This window comes from Streptomyces virginiae, from assembly GCF_040638905.1.
GTDB lineage: Bacteria > Actinomycetota > Actinomycetes > Streptomycetales > Streptomycetaceae > Streptomyces > Streptomyces virginiae_B.
The window spans coordinates 20,195-36,029 of record NZ_JBEZYV010000010.1; the positions used below are offsets into that span (position 1 = coordinate 20,195).

Genomic DNA, 15,835 nt, shown 5'->3' on the forward strand with positions numbered 1-15,835 from the left:
GATGATCTACCGCCCGTAGGCCGGCCGCGGAATGTGACCTGTGAGTTGCCGGAAGCCGGCATGAGATCCACTTCACACGACGGAGCGGCGGAACGTTGTCACGATCCGGGCCCGCTCTCCGGTCCTCGTACCGAAAGGGCACACACGGAGCCCCGCGAGAGTGGAACGGGAACATCGACATGGGACAGAAGCAGCACGTCGTGGTGGTGGGCGCCGGGTATGCCGGAGTGACCGCGGCCCTCCGCGTCAGCCGCCGCCACCAGGTGACTCTCGTCGACCCCAAGGAATGCTTCACCGAGCGCATCCGGCTGCACGAAATGGCCGCCGGCCGCGTCGGCACACCCCTCGTCCTGCGTGACCTTGTCGCCGGGAGGGAGATCAACACGGTCAAGGCCACGGCCACGTCGATCGATCCGGCCGCCCGTACGGTCCTTCTGGACAGCGCAACCACTCTGACCTGCGACCGGCTTGTCTACGCCCTCGGCAGCAGCACCGACACCACCCGCGTTCCCGGTATCCGCGAGCACGCCTACACACTGGAGCAGGCTCAGCAGCTCAGTGATCGACTGTCTCGTGGATCCGGGACCGTCACCGTCGTCGGCGGCGGAGCGACCGGCATCGAACTGGCCGCAGAGCTCGCCGAGTCGGCCGGCGCGTGGCAGGTACGTCTGGTCACCGGCAGCGAGCCCGGGAACGGGCTTTCAACAGCCGGCCGGACCCATGTGCGCAACTCCCTGGAACGTCTGGGCGTCGAACTGCACTCACACACCCGGGTCCAAGCCGTCCACCGCGGTGGACTGTCAACCGATCACGGTGGGCTGACCGGGGACGTGGTCGTCTGGGCTGCCGCGTTCACCGTTCCCTCGCTGGCCGCCGAAGCCGGGCTGCGCGTGGACGAGCGAGGCCGGGCTCTGGTGGACACAGCCATGCGCTCGCTCTCCCACCCCGACGTGTTCGTCGTGGGCGACGCGGCACGCGTCACCGTGCCCGGCACGGGGGAACTCCGCATGGCGTGCGCGACGGCGATGCCCACCGGAGCGCACGCTGCCGAGGCCATTGACGCACTCGCCCGTGGACGCGAGCCCAAGCCGCTCAGGTTCCGTTACCTGGCGCAGTCCATCAGCCTCGGTCGCCACGACGGCGTCATTCAGCCGGTACGCACCGATGACTCGGCGCACCGCCTGGTGATCACCGGTCGGCCTGCCGCCCGGATCAACGAGTGGATCAACCGATACACGCTCGCATCCCTGCGAGCGGAGCGCCGACGCCCCGGCACCTACCGGTGGGCGAAGCCGCTGCGCCCGGCCGAGAGGGCCCTGGTGCCTGCTTCCGCTGCCCAGGCTCAGTGATCCCCCGCGGTGGCGGTCCAAGCCCGAGGGCGTCGCCCGCTCCTCGGTACTTTCCGCGGCCCGCCGCCCAGAACGGCCCGGACGCCCGGTAGCCACACGGCCGGGCCCTGGTCTCCGTGTTGCTGACTTCGTCGCGGCCGGCCGTCCCGCCCTCTGGGTACCTTCCCGGGCCGCGGGGTGTCGACGTCGGACGAGGTCCGCTCGTACGCCGCGAGGGTCTCAGGGGCCCCGGGTCCCCGGGACTGACCACCCGTCCCCGGGCAGCAGCGTCGGCCCTGGCCGGGGGTGGCCGCATCAACGGGACGGGGGGATCGCGCTGCTGATGATCGGCAGGCAGCGCCGTACGGGCGCCGCCGTGCTGGCGGGGACGCCGCTCACCGTACGTGGCTGGTGGCCCCCCTGTCCGGGGACCGGGGCCGTCGGCCTGATCCTGCGTCTGCTGGCGGCGCCGGCGGTGCTGGCGGGTGGGTGGCGCGCGGGCGCGCTGCCACTCCCGCGGCCCGTTCCGTTGGCGCGGGACACCGTCCGGCGACGAGGGGCGCTCGGCGTGCCAGGACGTGGACCGGGGAGCCGTCGCCAACGCAGCCGGCTTGGCGGGGGAGTGGTCGGGGTTCGAGCGGGTCGTCCTTCACGGCGTCGCCGGACTTGCGGGCCGCCAGTACCCCCGGTGCTATCCGCGTTGGCCGGGTCGCACCGGCGTGGATGGCAGTCGTGCTGTCGGCGGCCGCTGTTGAATCAGCCGTTCAAAGCGTTGGACAACAGTCCTGCGACCACCAGGAAGATGACGAGCGCTGCGAGACCGACGCCTAGCATTCCTGCCACTTTGCCGGCAGTCGGCAGCTGTGTTTTGGCAATCTTCACGTTGGCGGCCATGGCCAGAGCGCCCAGCCCGCCGCCGATCGCACCGCCTATGAAGAGCAGTCCCATTGGGAGCAGGGAGAGAACCACCTGCCACGGGGCAAGTCCGTCGAAGAACTTCTTCTTGGTTGCGGGTGCAAGGGTGCCGATCTGCGGCGACTTTGACACGGCTGGTCCTTCCGATGCGCCATACGTGCGCAGTCGATTCAAGCTGGGCGGGCGTGAGATGGTGTGGCTCAGTAGAAGGTGCCGCAGGGCGTCTCTCACGGGTGTTCGTGACGTTATCCAGTCGATGCCCTGCGGGCAGCCTCGGGTTGGCCTCCGTTTGGGAACGATCTGGACTCTCCCGACGATGAGCACGCCTGCCGGTGGATCCATGCGGCATGCCCCCGACCTCATCCACATCCTGGCCACGTGATCGGGCACACGGGCGGGGAGGCCACCGCCCGCGGCAGCGCCGGGACCGCCGCGGACGGGGCGACAGCGCCGGCCGGGCAAAACCGGGTGACCGTGCTCCGGCCGGGGCATCCGCGAGGCGTGCCGGCTGGCCGGATTGCGCTGCAGCCGTGGTTGTACATGCCGCGGGCCCGATCTCATGCGGTGGTTGCACGGTCGGCGGGACTGGGCTGAGGGGTTGAGGCAGGGGATCAACCCGTCGGGCGACGAGTGGACACCGGCCGCCCGCATAGCGTTCCTGTCTGTCGCACCCGGCGCCGGGACGGGGCGACACCTATACGCAAGGGGATGACGCGTCCCTGCCCGCGCCCTCGAGGGCGCGCTCAGGCCGGCCGGTCCCGGCGACCTGTCATGTCATGAAGGGGAGAAACATGATCACCACCAAGAAGTCCGCCGTACTGCTGTCGGGCGGTGCTCTGGCCGCCGCCGTCCTGATGGGCACGGCCGGGGTCGCCTCGGCCGCCCCGGCGGGAGCGGGGGCAGCCGCCACGGCGGCCACGACGGCGGCCTCCGGCTGGTACTGCGGCTACGAGGACGGTACGCCGTACACCGACCGGGGCGACCGCGGCGACAAGGTGCGCGAGGTGCAGTGCCTCCTGCGGGACGTCTGGGGCTTCAACATCGGTAGGACCGGTGTCGACGGCGACTTCGGCAAGGCCACGGCAGACGCGGTGAAGGCCTTCCAGCGCAGCCGGGGCCTCGCGGCCGACGGCAAGGTGGGCCCCAACACCTGGCGCAAGCTGCGGGGCCAGTGACAGCGGCCGGAGGGGATCGGTGAGCGGAAGCGACCCCGGATCGCTGTGACGTGCCGGCCCGCCCCTGGCGGGCCGGCACCCCTCCAGCCGTGGCCAGGCCCCTGCCGGCCGGAGCCGCCACGCCCGACGTCATCCGACCGGAACATGAGCCGCACGGCGAACGACTCCGGTCACACCACTACAGGGCAGAGGGCCGCTGCGTGCCCGCCCGGCCGGGCGACAGCAGGCCGCTCTCGTAGGCGACGACCACGGCTTGCGCCCGGCTTTGCAGGCCGAGCTTGGACATGATGCGGTTCAGATGCGTCTTGACGGTGGCGATGCTCACCACCAGGCGCTGGGCGATCTGCTCATTCGCGAGGCCTTGCCCGACCAGGTGTAGGACGTCCGTCTCGCGTTCCGTCAGTTCAGCGAGACTGGCAGGCTGCGCACGCCGCGCCTCCGGCTGGTGGGCGAAGGTTTCGACGAGCCTTCGGGTGACCGTGGGAGCGAACAGCATCTCGCCTTCGGCAATCAGGGCTACAGCGGCCAGCAGTCGCTCGGGAGGGGTGTCCTTGAGCAGGAACCCGCTGGCGCCGGCCCGCAGGGCGGCGTACACGTACTCGTCCAGATCGAAGACCGTGAGCATGACGATCTTCGGCTTCGGCTGAGGCGCCCGGTCGAGGATGTGCTGGAGAGCGGCGATACCGCTCATCCCGGGCAGACGGATATCCATGAGGACAACGTCCGGCCGCAGCGCGGCTGCGAGTTCGACCGCCTCCTCGCCCGTTGCCGCCTGCCCCACGACCTCCAAGCCGGGTGCCGCCGCAGCCAGTGCTGCCAGCCCGGCCCGTATCAGGACCTGGTCGTCCACGATCAGCAGCCGTGTCATCGCTGCCGTCTCCCCCCGTGTGTGCGGGGGAGGTGTCACGCGCCCCCGGCTGCGTCGAGCGGGGCAAGCGGGATGGTGAAGACGACCTCGAACCCTCCCTCGGCTCTCGGCCCGGCCCGCAGTGACCCGCCGTAGAGTCTCACCCGTTCCCGCATGGTGAGCAAACCGAGCCCGCTCGACGGCAATTCGGCCACCGGCGCGGTACCGCCCTGGCCGGTCACCTCCATGACGTCGTCACCCACCGCCTGTCGGCGCTCGCGGTGCAGGCCGGGCGGGCCCTGTGGCTGGCGCTCGCGGGGCGTAGGGAGTGACGGGCCGTCAGAGTCTGGGTCGACAGCCCGTTCAAGGCCTCGGTCCCACGGTCGACCCAGGGGCCCGGCAGGGGTGTGTCAGTGGGCTCCTCTAGCGTTGCGGCATGATCTGGACCGCCTCTGAGGACACCCTCCCGCCCGTGCCTCCCGCGCAGCGGCTCGATCCCGCGCCCGAGGGGCTCGCCGAGACCGTCGAGCTCACGGCGGCACACCTCGACTCCCGTGCGCACACCGTGGCGGATTTCGAGCGCTCCCTCGACGGGCTGGTACGGCATGCCCACCGCGACCGCCACCCGCTCGCGCGGGCGCTCGCCGACGCGCTGGGGCACCGCTACACCGAGGAGATCGAGGCACAACGACTCGGCGGCCTGAACGTCGTGGTGGCCTCGTTGCTGTGGCAGGTGCCGGGATACAGCCTCAAGCCCGAGTCCGTACGCCGCGGCCGGGGGCACGAGGACTGTGCGCAGGGCGGTCTGGAGCTGGTGCTCACCGCCCGGCTGCGCGAGATCGCGCACAGGCTCATGTCCAAGGAGCCACTGCCGTTCCTGCTGTCCACGCCGACCTGGGACACGGGCGCGCTGGAGGCTGCCGAACTGGTGGAACGGCTCACCGCCTACCGCCGATGGGGCATACGGCCCGGTCCGGCCGACTTCGGGCAGGCGCTGCTGCGCGTACGGCGTGACGATGCTGCGGGCGGGGCGGCCGCCGAGGTGGCGTCCCGTCTCGGTACCGCCGAGGGTGCCCGGCTCGCCGCCTGGCTCGGCCGGGACGGCGAACCGGCCCCGGCGCTGCGCCGCGTCGTCGAACCGGATCCGCAGGCCCACAAGGCCTGGCAGCGGGCCGGAACCGCCAGTGCGCAGGTCGCCTTCCTCAGTGGGGAACGTGCCGCCCTGCAGCGGGAGTTCCCGGAGCCGTTCCACTGGCTGGGCCGTCCGCACGCGGGATTCACCCAGTGCTATCACTGGTACGACGGGCACCCCGTACGCGCGTCCGTGCTGCCCGAGGACCGCGAGACCCAGGCGGCGTGGCTGCTGCCGCAGGTGACGCTGGCGGCGACGGCCGGCGATCACGGCAGCTCCTGGATGCTGCCCCACCTCGCCCGGCTGGGCGGGCCCGCGGGCCCCGCTCTGCACGCCGCCGTGGCCGCAGGACTGGGCGGCCGGTACGCGGAGAGCCGCCGCCCGGCGGTGGAGGCGCTGCTCGTCCTGGCGGCCCGGGGCGATCTCGACGCCCCGCTGCTGGGCCGTGAGCTCGCCGCCATGACGGCCCTGGGCACGGTGAAGCCCAACCGACTCGCCGACGCGGCCCGTTGCGCCGCGGCAGCGGGCGCGCACGCGACCCTGTGGACCGTGCTCGCCGAGGTACTGCCGGTCCTCCTGCCCTCGGTACGGGGCGCGGGCGAGATCCTGGCCGTAGCCGCCTCCTGCGCCGAGCAGTGCGCAGCCACGGGCCCCGTCCCCGACGCGGTGGCGGCAGCCGCAGCCCGCCGCGGCTCCTCCGCCCTGACCACCGAAGCCCGCCGCCTGAGCGCCGCACTCACCGGCAGCTGAGCGCGGTTGGCGCGGCCCAGCTGCCGGTGAGTGCGGCGCCGGACACCTCCTAGCCGCGCTGTCCGTGTTGCCGGAGGACATGAACCACACGGACCACCGCGAGAAGTCCGGCAATCCAAAGCCCGGTGACCCGGAGGAATTCGTCCACCCCCGCCGGAAGGTCCCAGACGGCGGTCGGCCCCGCGATCGTCGCGAACACGAGGGCGCCAAGGAAACATGCGCTCAGCAGCGCATAACCGATCTCAACAGGGATCGCGTCCCGCTCGGCCTGGGTCCGTCGTCTCGTCTTCATGCCTGAAGAATCGCACCGGGGCGGCCGGTAGTCCACGAGGTAAGCCGGCCGTGCAGCGTGCTTCGCTTCGGGACCCCCGTGCTCGCGAGGCGGCCGAGACATCGTGATCGAGGCCGGCTTGGTCAGCGCACGCCTGCCGGTGCACTTGACCGCCGCCGACCTCGCGTACCTCACCGCCTTCCTCGCCGCTCGCGTCGCGCCGAGGAGGACGGTGCCGTCCCGGACGGCTCTGCCAGTGACGGGCCGGCGGCCGACCGCAAGGCCTACCTGCGCCTGCGCGCCGGCTCGCGACTCACCCACCTGCGTACCGCGCTCGCCGGCGGCCACTGAGACCACCGGGCGCGAGCCGATCGGGCCCGGGTGCCGTCAACGCTTCCCGCGAAGACGGCCGAGCAGTACGCGGACCTGCTCACGTTTGCGCGGATCGGAAGCCGCCCGACGCGCCGAAGCGATCGTCCGCTGCCCCTGCGGGCTGCGGCTGAACTGCTTGATCTTGCGGAGTAGCCCGGACATGAATCCTCCTGTGCGGTCGCTGGGTGACGCTACGGCGTGTGCCCGGACACGGCCTGCCGAAACTGCCGCCGTCGAAGGCCGGTTCGGCGGAGCGGGCCGAAATGCGCTCCGGGGCGCTGCCGGTCCTCATACTCTGTCATCGCACGGCTGCTGGCCCGCAGCGACGCCCGCGGCATCACGGCTGAGCTGCCACCGCGCGAACTGGACGGGCTGGGCCCATGGCCGAAGGCCGCTCGTGGCTGTGGTCGGGCGCCCTGTTCATAGCGAGAGAAGTGGTAACGCCCGCCCTGGACGCGTCACCTGCCCTACAGGACGCTGTGCAGGGCGTTCTCATTGAAGCCGTCGTCGGCCTCGCGGTAGCCGGGCATGCCCTTGGAGCCCTTGGCCCAGCCGCCCAGCCGCCCAGCCGCCCTGGCGCTCTATGGCGGCGTCGGGGTTGCTGGCGCGGGCGGACTCGCGACCAGCCCGCGGCAGGGGCTTGGCCGGTGGGGCGGATGTCGAGGTCGGCGCGGGCGCAGGTCCTGGACGGCGTCTTCGGCGCCGCCGACGGACGTCGCCGAGGAAGCCCTCGCCCTGCTCAAGGCCAAGACCATGGCCCTGGCCAAGACCAAGGAAACCCGCGGCCGCGGCCCGGCCCTGCTCGTCCGCCCCATGGATAGGACCGCCGCCGCCCTGCCCGCGAACCGGTTCGGCGTCGGCGACCTCTCCCTGATGGCCATGGCCTTTCGTGGTGGTGGCGGGAAGGCCGTAGAGGTGGAACCAGACGGCCCACGCCTTGGCTGCGGGCGGCTCGGTCTCCCAGTATCCGGTGACACGGGGGCCGCCGGGATGGAACTGGAGGGCGGTGACGAACGGCGGCACGGGACGGTCTCCTGATCAGCGCAGACGAGTGGCGGTGACGATCTGGCGGCGGCAGGGTTCGCCCCTCGCGGTCACCACCGATGCTCCGGAGCGCCTCGTGAAGCGGGCCTGTGCGAGCACTTCTGCGACATCGATCTGCATTCCATCAGCCACTGACATTGGTCGTGGCGCATGAGTCAGAACCCGGACTTCACAAGCTCCGGCAGGGTGGCCAGGGCATCGCGGACTTCGCACGCGCGGACGTGCGGGAACGCCTTCGCGACCCGGTCGATCACCTGCGGGGCGCTACCGAAGGAGAGGCCGGCATCGCGCAGGGCGTGCCGGGCCCGGTAGGTCTCCGGCATCCCCGTGACCGCCACCCGCTCGGTGCCGAAGCGTTGGATGTGTATTCGATCAGCCGTTGTGAGGCCAGGGTGAGCATGGCTTCTCGCACCTGCGCCGCGGGGACACTAGTCGCCCGGCGGTGCTCTCTTCGTCGATGAGGACGCCTGGCAGCAGGGTGCCGTCCACGATCTCGATCATGAGGGCCTCGTAGATGCGGCCACGCAGTGCGTGTGCCGCCAGTTCCCCGGCGTGCCGCCGGGGAACACCGGTGTGGTGGTGCAGCCCCGCAAGCGGCCGGAGGCCGGGCTGCCGTGCCCGGGGGCGGGCGGGTTCAGGGGGCGGCTTGTTGGCCGGGTTGGCCGGTGAGGGTGTGGAGGTTGGCCACCAGGCGGTCGAGCAGCCTGCCGAGTTGGGCGTGCTCTTCGGGGGTGAAGCCGGTGAGGGCTTCGGTGTCGATTCCGGCGCGCAGGGCCTGGATCTCGCTGCGGACGGCTTTGGCTTTCTCGGTGAGGTGGACGAGGGCCCGGCGGGCGTCGGTGGGGTCGGGGCGGCGGGTGATCAGGCCGTCGCGTTCCATCCGTTTGAGGTTGACGGCCATGGTGGGCTGCTCGACGCCGGTGTGTCGGGCGAGCTCGCTCTGGGTGAGCCCGTCCCGCTCGTAGAGGGCGAGGAGGGTGGGGAGCTGGCCCGGAGAGGCGCCCAGGGCTGCCAGGCGCGTGGTGATGGCTTGACCGAGGAGGCGCGCGGCGTAGTTCACGGTGTAGCAGACCATCGACTCCGCCTCCGAGCGGGCCGGTGGGCCGGGCGGGGGAGACGCCTGGTCCGGTGTGCGTGCCGCCATGGCCACCTCGTGTCCTCGCGTGATGATCGGATGTGCTTGACATAATTCCATAGACGCCTATCCTCATACCAGGAAGCATAGCCGTCTATGAATCTTGTGGGCTGCGTGTCCCAGGCCGTCGCCTGTCGTATCCGCAGCCGTCGTGAACGGCGGAAAGGATCACCATGTATGCCTTCGCGATCGACTCCTTCGGTCAGACCCCCGCCGTGCGGGACCTGCCGGTGCCCGAGCCGGGCGCGGGCGAGGTGCAGATCGAGGTCCGCGCCGCAGCGGTGAACCCGATCGACTGGAAGCTGGCGGGCGGCGCCTTCGCCCGCCCGGGCGCGGAGTTCCCCTTCCCGCTCACCCTCGGCTTCGATGTCGCCGGCCGTATCAGCGCCGTCGGGCAGGGGGCTGCGTTCGAGGTGGGGCAGGAAGTCTTCGGGATGCGCCGTCCCGGTACGGCGGCCGCGCACCCGCACGGCTCCTACGCCCAGTACATGACCGCATCCCCCGACATCGCCGCCCTGGCCCTGCGGCCCGAAGGGTTGGACCCGGTGGTGGCGGCGGCGCTGCCGATGACCGGCGGAACCGCCCTTGCCCTGACCCGCTGGCTTGACCTGCAGGACGGCGAGACACTCCTGCTCGTCGGCGCGACCGGCGGGGTCGGCTCCTACGTGACACAGCTGGCCGCAGCCCGCGGCGCCCGCGTCATCGCGGTCGCATCAGCGGAGGACCACGACTACGCCCGACAGCTCGGCGCGACCGAGTTCGTCGACTACCGCACCACTGACGTCGCGGACGCGGTCCGTGCCGCGCACCCTGAAGGCATCGACGCGGTTGTGGACCTGGTCGATGACCGCGAGGTGGTGGCCCAGAAGATCGCCCCGCTGCTGCGCAAGGGGGGCCGTCTGGCCAGCACCATCTTCGCCGCCGACCCCGACGCACTCGCCGAGGCCGGTGTCCGCGCCGTCAACTTCAACTACCGGGCCACCGACGACGACATGGCCGAACTGGGCCGACTCGTCTCCACCGGCGCACTACGCGTAGGAGAGACGACCACCTATCCGCTGACCGCCATGGACCAGGCCTACACAGCCTCCACCAGCGGCCACGTCCGCGGAAAACTCGTCATCACCACGGCCTGACCCGGCCCCCTCGCCGACACGCGACCCGCAGCCGACAGTGCCTGCCGGACAGCCCACGCCCCTCACAAGGCTACGCCCCGCACAAGACCACGCCCGCACAAGGAGCACGTTGTGACCCGCGCTGAAGAACTCGCCCGCCGTTTCTACGAGGCATTCGACACCGACAACCCCGACCTCCTCGACGAAACACTCGCCCCCGACTGGACTCCTCAGCCGCCCGTTCCTGGAAACCCGGGCGGCCCGGAAGGCCAGAAGCAGACTCTGCGCATGCTGCACAGTGTCTTCGAGGACCTCCGGTACACGGTCGAGGACGTGGTCGTCTCCGGCGACACCGCCGCCGTCCGCGCCCGACTCTCCGGCCGTCAGACCGGCGAATTCCTCGGTGTGCCCCCGACCGGCCGGCACATCGAGATGATGACCATGGAGATGCACCACATCGCCGCCGACCGCATCACAACCACCTGGCACGTCGAGGACTTCTTCGGCGCCCTCCAGCAGATGACAGGCCCGGCTGCAGCCTGACGCGGCGCCGGAGAAAGCTACGGGTGGATTCCAAGGGCGTCACAGCCTTACTGCCGGCCCGCCCCTCCTCTTGCAGAGCACTACCGCCGGGGCGGTGGTCCAAGCCCTGGAGAACCCGTGGGCGCCGGCGCAGAGCACCGTCGATGTTCCCCGCGGTTCGACGGCGACCACTCTCGGCTACACCTACACCCCCGCCGCGACGGGTGAGGACATCACCGTGGTCCAGGACGCGAACCTGACCACCTGCTCTCGACTCCCGGATCTGTGCCGGCGGAAGGGCCGCCTACAAAAACACGCAGGCCGAGACCTGGATCGAAGCGCAGCCGCAGATGCCGGACGGAGCCACCTGCGGGGGCGACGCCCGCCACCACCAGGCAGCCACCAACACCCTCAAGCTGACCAAGTCCCAGCTCGGCGGCTGCACCCAGATCCGCACCACCTCAAGGTCAAGAACCTCGACGGCAACCCCGTCAAAATCCACGCAGGCCACGGCAGCGGACAGATCGCAGCCACCCACGGGACTCGCCTACACCCCGTGAAATCCAACCCAGGCCCAAATACCTGCCCGGCCGGGCAGGGCCTGCGACGAATGGGTGCAGGCTGTCTACACCGCCTTCCAGCTGATCACCCAGAGCGGATCGCGGCCTGACCGACCGCGAGGACATCCCGCGGACCCGGGCGGGCCGCAAACGCGACGCCCGTGACGGCATCGCAGACCGCAGACGTACGGGTCATCAACGTGCACGCCACTCACCGCCCGGCTCGCACCGCCGCCGAGGATGACGCAGCAGCATCCTCCGGCCGGCGGGCCCCGTCCTACAGCCACCGCTGGCCGGTACGCCCACGCCGTCGGGACCACTGCATGAGCCCTCGCTCGCACGCGTCCGGGGACTGCACACACGAGGAGCGGATCACCCCGCCCACCCCCGCCCACATCAAAGGCCCGGCGGATGCGCCTCTGCGAGTCGCGAACACCGTCAAGGTGTGGGATCACCAGCTCGAACCCGACGCGGGCCACGTCCCCGGCCCCCGCAGCGACTCAGGCCTCGGGGATCAATGGAACCGTGGTTATCAGTGAGAACGATCATGGCTCCCCGTGGCCTACCGTCTCGGGTTGCCGGGACGGCCCGCCTGGCGGGCGCTTCGGCAATATGGGCGCGGGTACGCCCGGTCGTCGACATCGCCCTGGCCGCCGCCGAGACCATCGCCGTGGTGTACGTGATGCGCGGCGCGTTCGCGCGCCACCACCTCCTCGCCGAGGCCCGCCGCCACCTTTCCTACGTCCTGCGCGGCCGCCCCCACCAGACCGGCCTGGACGACCAGATCGTCCAGGCGGCCATCGACGGCTACACCCGCCCGGCCGGCCGAGGCCGGATGATGCCGACAGGACTGAGCTGAGGACGGGGTGGTGCTGAGCAACCCCGGTGCCCGTGCCGGTGTGCCGGCCTTCGCCTATGGCGTGCCCGTTCACGGCCGGCGGGCTCTACGGCGTCGTCCGTCCGTGCCCCGCCCTCGCGATCCTCTCGCCGCAGCTCGCCTTCCAACGCATCTTCGTCCGCAACGCCAATGAGGCTCACGAGCTGGTCAGCGGAGGGGTTCCCCCGTGGAGGATCAGGGGCCTGGAACTCCCCGAAGCCGGTAGCGGGGTCTGAGGTCGTGCTGGACCGTGGACGGACAAGACGACCGCCTTCTTGCTGATCTCACCGATTCGGTACGGCACGTGCGACCAACTGGCCACTCAGGCCGGAGCGGGGCCTTACGGTGAGTGCCCTCATCGGACCAGCGCCGCCAGCAGCGGAACCCGGGTGCGCTCCGTTTGGGCGCGGTGGGCTCGGCGGCGCGCGGCGTGCACACTGCGCCGAGCCAGGCAGAGCTCGCCTGCAGGAACGTGGCAGGTCGGACAGGCTTCAGCGAACGCACCGTGCCGGAACTGGCGGTGTGTCTCGTACGCGGCGTCGAAGGCCGCATCGACAACGGAAGCCGGTATCAGCGCTGGGGCGGTACTCACGTGGGGCATCTCCTCACACAGGGGGCGCGGCGGCCTCGGCCCTCACACTCCACACGTCGGACAAGCGGCTCCATGCGCATTCCCCCGTTAGCGCAGTTCAACAGGGTGGATGTCGCCCGAGTATCGTCCTCAGGCCACCCGCAGCGGCGGCCGGATCCGGGAGGTGCTTTCTCCAAGCCCCAGTCGCTCCGCGTAGATTGCGGCCTTGTCTCGTCCGCCCACTCGCAGGGTTCGACACCTTCCACCTCACTGTGGACCTCGTCATCGACGCCGACCTCAGGCGGCACCAGTGGACGGACGTAGAGTGGTTACGGTCGCGTCGTGGTGGACGCGGATGCGGCTGTCAGGGTGCCTGGCCTGGAGCCGCGAAGGAGGCTGGTACGGCGTCCGTGGGGGAAGGGCTGTGTCAGCGTCGGGCGTCAGTCCTGGCCCTGGTATCTCACGCGGGCTGTCGAATGCCGCGTTCTCGGTGTGGGGCGTCGCCCGCTGGCGGTTATGGGCGGGCGCAGTTCGTGCCGATCACGCGTGCACGGGCGAGGCCCAGTGACCAGAGCGCTCTGGCGGCACTACTACCGGGCCGCCCCGTCCTCCGCTGGCGGGACGTGGCTGTGTAGCGTGCGGCAGGAGTGCCCGGAGCTGCCACTGCGTGGGGTCGGCGGGGCCAGTGGGGGTCAGGTCAGGCGCAGGTCGACTCTGATGGTCTTGTCGTGGGGATGAGTGGTGATGTGAATGTGAGCTGGTTCGTACCGTCTTCGCCTGCCCGTGGCCGCACCGGGCATGCCGCCACAGCCGGGGGGCTTTCCGGGTGTCGAACAGGGTGGGCAGGAGGTCGCGGAATCCACGCAGCGCGTTCAGAACGAGCGGGCATGGCGCGCAGTGCGGCCACTTCGGACAGAGCGGGCCGCCCCGATCGCGGGGGGCAGCCATGTGGCCACAGCCTAGGACACGGCACCATCCATCGCACGGCTCGGTGACGCCGGGGCGGGCCATACCGACGGCTTGGCCGTGACCTCCAGGCGGCGGGCGAGGGCGGTCTCCAGGTAGGACCTCAGCGCGCGGCGCTGCGGCCCCACCTCGTACGGCTGCTGATCCACAACTCTCGGTTCCAGCGCCCTGTCCCGCCACACCACCCCGTCGGCCGGTGGTACTGGCGGGAGCGGCATGTGCGCCCGCCTGAACAGACCAACGGCACTCAGCGCGTGACGTCGTCCGCCCCGGGAGGGGGGAGTCGCAGTCAGGCCGACCGGTGGCCCACCGCCGGAATCCGAGGCGCGACGCCGCGCGTTAGGGCCAGCAACGCCTCGGTGCGGGACGGATGTCCAATCCGTCAGGCGCTTGCGGGCTTTCACCGGCCAGGGAAGCAGCCCATGGGCGTGGTTTCCGCCAGGATGCGTGTGGCTGACGGCAGCGAGTCGGCGCCGGTCTCCTCCGACGTCGGCAGCGGTGTCGTTCGTCGACGACCGAGCATGGCCTGGTCGTCATCGATGTGACGGCGATGCCGATCGGGGAGCGCATCACCCACTATCGGATCGACGAGGCGCGGGCCATGCTCCGCATGGGCCGCTCCGGCGAAGCCGTGGTGACCCTGCGGGCGGCGGCGCAGAGCGCACCGCGCTACGTGCACGCCGTCGTTGCGGTTCAGCAGCCGCTCCAGCTCGCTGACCGCGTCGGCGGCCGTCTGCCGTACGACGACGTCACCGGTCTGCGGGGCCTCCAGTGGGTAGGCGAACCAGCTGCCGTCCGGACGGGGGAATCCCTCCGGGTCGACGAAGAACACCTTCAGTCCGGCCGCGCGGGCGCGCTTTGCCACCCAGCGCCGGTCGGCGTGCAGCCCGATCACGACCAGGGCCTTCGCGTCGGGGTGGAAGGTGACCGGCGGGATCCGCTGGTCGTAGCGGCGCATGAACTGCTCCTCGAACCCGGCGCGCGCTCCCAGACCGTCGAAGTTGTTCGTGATAAACGGGCCGACCATGTGCCCGGCTTCCTCCCTACGCTTGAGCGCGTGCAGGGCCGGGGTGACCTCCGCGTTGCAGCACGCCCGGTACATCTCCGACAGCTCGCTGACCTTGTCCTCGGTGTCGAGGAACATCTCGGCGAGCAGCGGGTCCCGGCCGGGGCGAGGACGAAGGTGAAGCCCTTGCCGAGCAGCTCGCCCTCGATCTCGTTGACGTGGTACATCTCGTGGAGCCGGTGCAGCGGCGGGATCCCGGCTTCGTAGGAGACGCCGCAGCCGCTGTCGGCGTAGACCGGCTTTCCCGGGGTGTCCTTGACCCGGACACCGTGGGGCAGCACCTCCCACGGGCGGCGGCGGACCGTCCGCGGCAGGACCGCGGCGACGTTCTCCGCACCCCGGCTGTCGATCGCCCGCGCCACCTCGCCGGCGCACGAGGCATCACACCCGTGCCCTTCATGCGCGTGGCCGTGCGTCGGCGGGTAGGGCGCCGGGAATGCGGGGCCAAGACCGTAGCGGTCTTCCGGGCGGGGGTTGCAGAACTGGTTGCCCGCAACCCCGAGGGCGAACATGCTGTGGCCGGGGTACGACAGGCTGGCCGTCAGGATGTCCCCGCGCCGCTACCCGTCGCGGGCCCGCACGATGTTCCGCGCCAGACCCACCGCGACTTCCACGCCGAGGGTTCCGCACGTGATCAGCGCGACCGAGTCCTCCGGGCGGTCCACCGCTTGGCACAGGCGGTCCATCAGCTCCATCTGGATGTGGGGCTGCACGACGGCGGCACGACCGAACGAGGAGCGGGAGAACTGCCGCCCGATGCGGGAGAGAACCGCCGGACTGCCCTGCCCGACGTTCACACGGAGAAGGCCGCTCGATCCGTCGAGAATCCGGCGGCCATCGGCGCAGTGGCCAGGCCCGTTCGAACCCACGGCTTCGAAGTTCGGCAGGGGCCTGGACGACGTCAACAGACGTTCGCGTTGGCGCAAGTACCGATCCACGGAGAAGTCCCTTCTTCGGAGTGCTCACTGGGAGGGTGGAAGGTGCGCGGCGATGGTGGACCCCGGCAACTCCAAGACCACCGCACCAGAACGCGGTACACCAGTCCGTAGCCGCAGCGATGTAAGGAGTTTGCACCTCCTGCAAGAGGCCCCACCGGGCCCTCAGACGGCCTCGGCGACGGAGCCCACGAACCTCGGCATCCCGGTCCGGCTGCCCGACGGCCGGATGCTGTTCGTCTTCGGCGACACCT

The 15,835-nt window shown here is 70.9% G+C and carries 15 protein-coding genes and 1 pseudogene; 7 read left to right on the forward strand and 9 right to left on the reverse strand.

Translation table 11 applies throughout. The annotated features are described in order from the left end of the window. Nucleotides 1-179 precede the first annotated feature (179 nt). A complete protein-coding gene (locus tag AB0F82_RS16195; protein WP_362627769.1) occupies nt 180-1,349 on the forward strand; it encodes an NAD(P)/FAD-dependent oxidoreductase in 1,170 nt (389 codons plus the stop codon). A gap of 735 nt (nt 1,350-2,084) precedes the next feature. Here the strand turns inward: AB0F82_RS16195 and AB0F82_RS16200 are convergent. After that, nucleotides 2,085-2,375: a hypothetical protein gene (locus AB0F82_RS16200; RefSeq protein ID WP_362627772.1), complete on the reverse strand. Its 291-nt coding sequence runs from the start codon at nt 2,373-2,375 to the stop codon at nt 2,085-2,087. A 659-nt stretch (nt 2,376-3,034) separates the two neighbouring features. On the opposite strand from AB0F82_RS16200, the gene AB0F82_RS16205 reads away from it, so the two are divergent. Next, nucleotides 3,035-3,418 carry a peptidoglycan-binding domain-containing protein gene (locus AB0F82_RS16205; RefSeq protein ID WP_362627775.1) on the forward strand — a complete coding sequence of 128 codons (384 nt, stop codon included), beginning with the start codon at nt 3,035-3,037 and terminating at the stop codon, nt 3,416-3,418. 178 nt (nt 3,419-3,596) lie between these two features. Here the strand turns inward: AB0F82_RS16205 and AB0F82_RS16210 are convergent, their stop codons facing one another. Further along, a complete protein-coding gene (locus AB0F82_RS16210) occupies nt 3,597-4,286 on the reverse strand; it encodes a response regulator transcription factor (protein WP_362627778.1) in 690 nt (229 codons plus the stop codon). 415 nt (nt 4,287-4,701) lie between these two features. Between AB0F82_RS16210 and AB0F82_RS16215 the strand changes: the two genes are divergently transcribed. Continuing rightward, on the forward strand, nt 4,702-6,147 hold the full coding sequence (locus AB0F82_RS16215; RefSeq protein WP_362627781.1) for a DUF7824 domain-containing protein: 1,446 nt from the start codon (nt 4,702-4,704) through the stop codon (nt 6,145-6,147). Nucleotides 6,148-6,196: 49 nt separating this feature from the next. Here AB0F82_RS16215 and AB0F82_RS16220 read toward each other — a convergent pair whose 3' ends face one another. Together AB0F82_RS16220 and AB0F82_RS16225 are read right to left on the reverse strand one after the other, a co-directional pair. Beyond that, nucleotides 6,197-6,439 (reverse strand): DUF6332 family protein, encoded by a 243-nt coding sequence (locus tag AB0F82_RS16220; RefSeq protein ID WP_362627784.1) that lies wholly within the window; start codon nt 6,437-6,439, stop codon nt 6,197-6,199. A gap of 366 nt (nt 6,440-6,805) precedes the next feature. Further along, nucleotides 6,806-6,952: a hypothetical protein gene (locus tag AB0F82_RS16225; RefSeq protein ID WP_185559423.1), complete on the reverse strand. Its 147-nt coding sequence runs from the start codon at nt 6,950-6,952 to the stop codon at nt 6,806-6,808. Nucleotides 6,953-7,543: 591 nt separating this feature from the next. On the opposite strand from AB0F82_RS16225, the gene AB0F82_RS16230 reads away from it, so the two are divergent. Next, the gene (locus AB0F82_RS16230; protein ID WP_362627787.1) at nt 7,544-7,828 is read left to right on the forward strand and encodes a hypothetical protein; all 285 of its coding nucleotides are present in this window, start codon (nt 7,544-7,546) and stop codon (nt 7,826-7,828) included. A 179-nt stretch (nt 7,829-8,007) separates the two neighbouring features. On the opposite strand, the pseudogene AB0F82_RS16235 reads toward AB0F82_RS16230, so the two are convergent. Next, nucleotides 8,008-8,220 (reverse strand): annotated as a pseudogene (locus AB0F82_RS16235) (hypothetical protein); the annotation flags it as partial. A 248-nt stretch (nt 8,221-8,468) separates the two neighbouring features. After that, nucleotides 8,469-8,978 carry a MarR family winged helix-turn-helix transcriptional regulator gene (locus tag AB0F82_RS16240; RefSeq protein WP_362627790.1) on the reverse strand — a complete coding sequence of 170 codons (510 nt, stop codon included), beginning with the start codon at nt 8,976-8,978 and terminating at the stop codon, nt 8,469-8,471. 164 nt (nt 8,979-9,142) lie between these two features. Between AB0F82_RS16240 and AB0F82_RS16245 the strand changes: the two genes are divergently transcribed. The 3 genes from AB0F82_RS16245 to AB0F82_RS16255 all read left to right on the forward strand — a co-directional run bounded on the left by AB0F82_RS16245 (nt 9,143) and on the right by AB0F82_RS16255 (nt 12,025). Continuing rightward, nucleotides 9,143-10,105 carry an NADP-dependent oxidoreductase gene (locus AB0F82_RS16245; protein WP_362627793.1) on the forward strand — a complete coding sequence of 321 codons (963 nt, stop codon included), beginning with the start codon at nt 9,143-9,145 and terminating at the stop codon, nt 10,103-10,105. Nucleotides 10,106-10,216: 111 nt separating this feature from the next. After that, the gene (locus AB0F82_RS16250; protein ID WP_362627795.1) at nt 10,217-10,627 is read left to right on the forward strand and encodes an ester cyclase; all 411 of its coding nucleotides are present in this window, start codon (nt 10,217-10,219) and stop codon (nt 10,625-10,627) included. Between the two features lie 1,086 nt (nt 10,628-11,713). After that, the gene (locus tag AB0F82_RS16255; protein WP_362627798.1) at nt 11,714-12,025 is read left to right on the forward strand and encodes a hypothetical protein; all 312 of its coding nucleotides are present in this window, start codon (nt 11,714-11,716) and stop codon (nt 12,023-12,025) included. Nucleotides 12,026-13,573: 1,548 nt separating this feature from the next. On the opposite strand, the gene AB0F82_RS16260 is transcribed toward AB0F82_RS16255, so the two are convergent. The 3 genes from AB0F82_RS16260 to AB0F82_RS16270 form a co-directional block, all read right to left on the reverse strand. Then, a complete protein-coding gene (locus AB0F82_RS16260) occupies nt 13,574-13,729 on the reverse strand; it encodes a hypothetical protein (RefSeq protein ID WP_362627801.1) in 156 nt (51 codons plus the stop codon). A gap of 251 nt (nt 13,730-13,980) precedes the next feature. After that, nucleotides 13,981-14,724 (reverse strand): hypothetical protein, encoded by a 744-nt coding sequence (locus AB0F82_RS16265; RefSeq protein ID WP_362627804.1) that lies wholly within the window; start codon nt 14,722-14,724, stop codon nt 13,981-13,983. A 482-nt stretch (nt 14,725-15,206) separates the two neighbouring features. Next, nucleotides 15,207-15,584: an aminotransferase class III-fold pyridoxal phosphate-dependent enzyme gene (locus tag AB0F82_RS16270; RefSeq protein ID WP_362627807.1), complete on the reverse strand. Its 378-nt coding sequence runs from the start codon at nt 15,582-15,584 to the stop codon at nt 15,207-15,209. Nucleotides 15,585-15,835 lie beyond the last annotated feature (251 nt).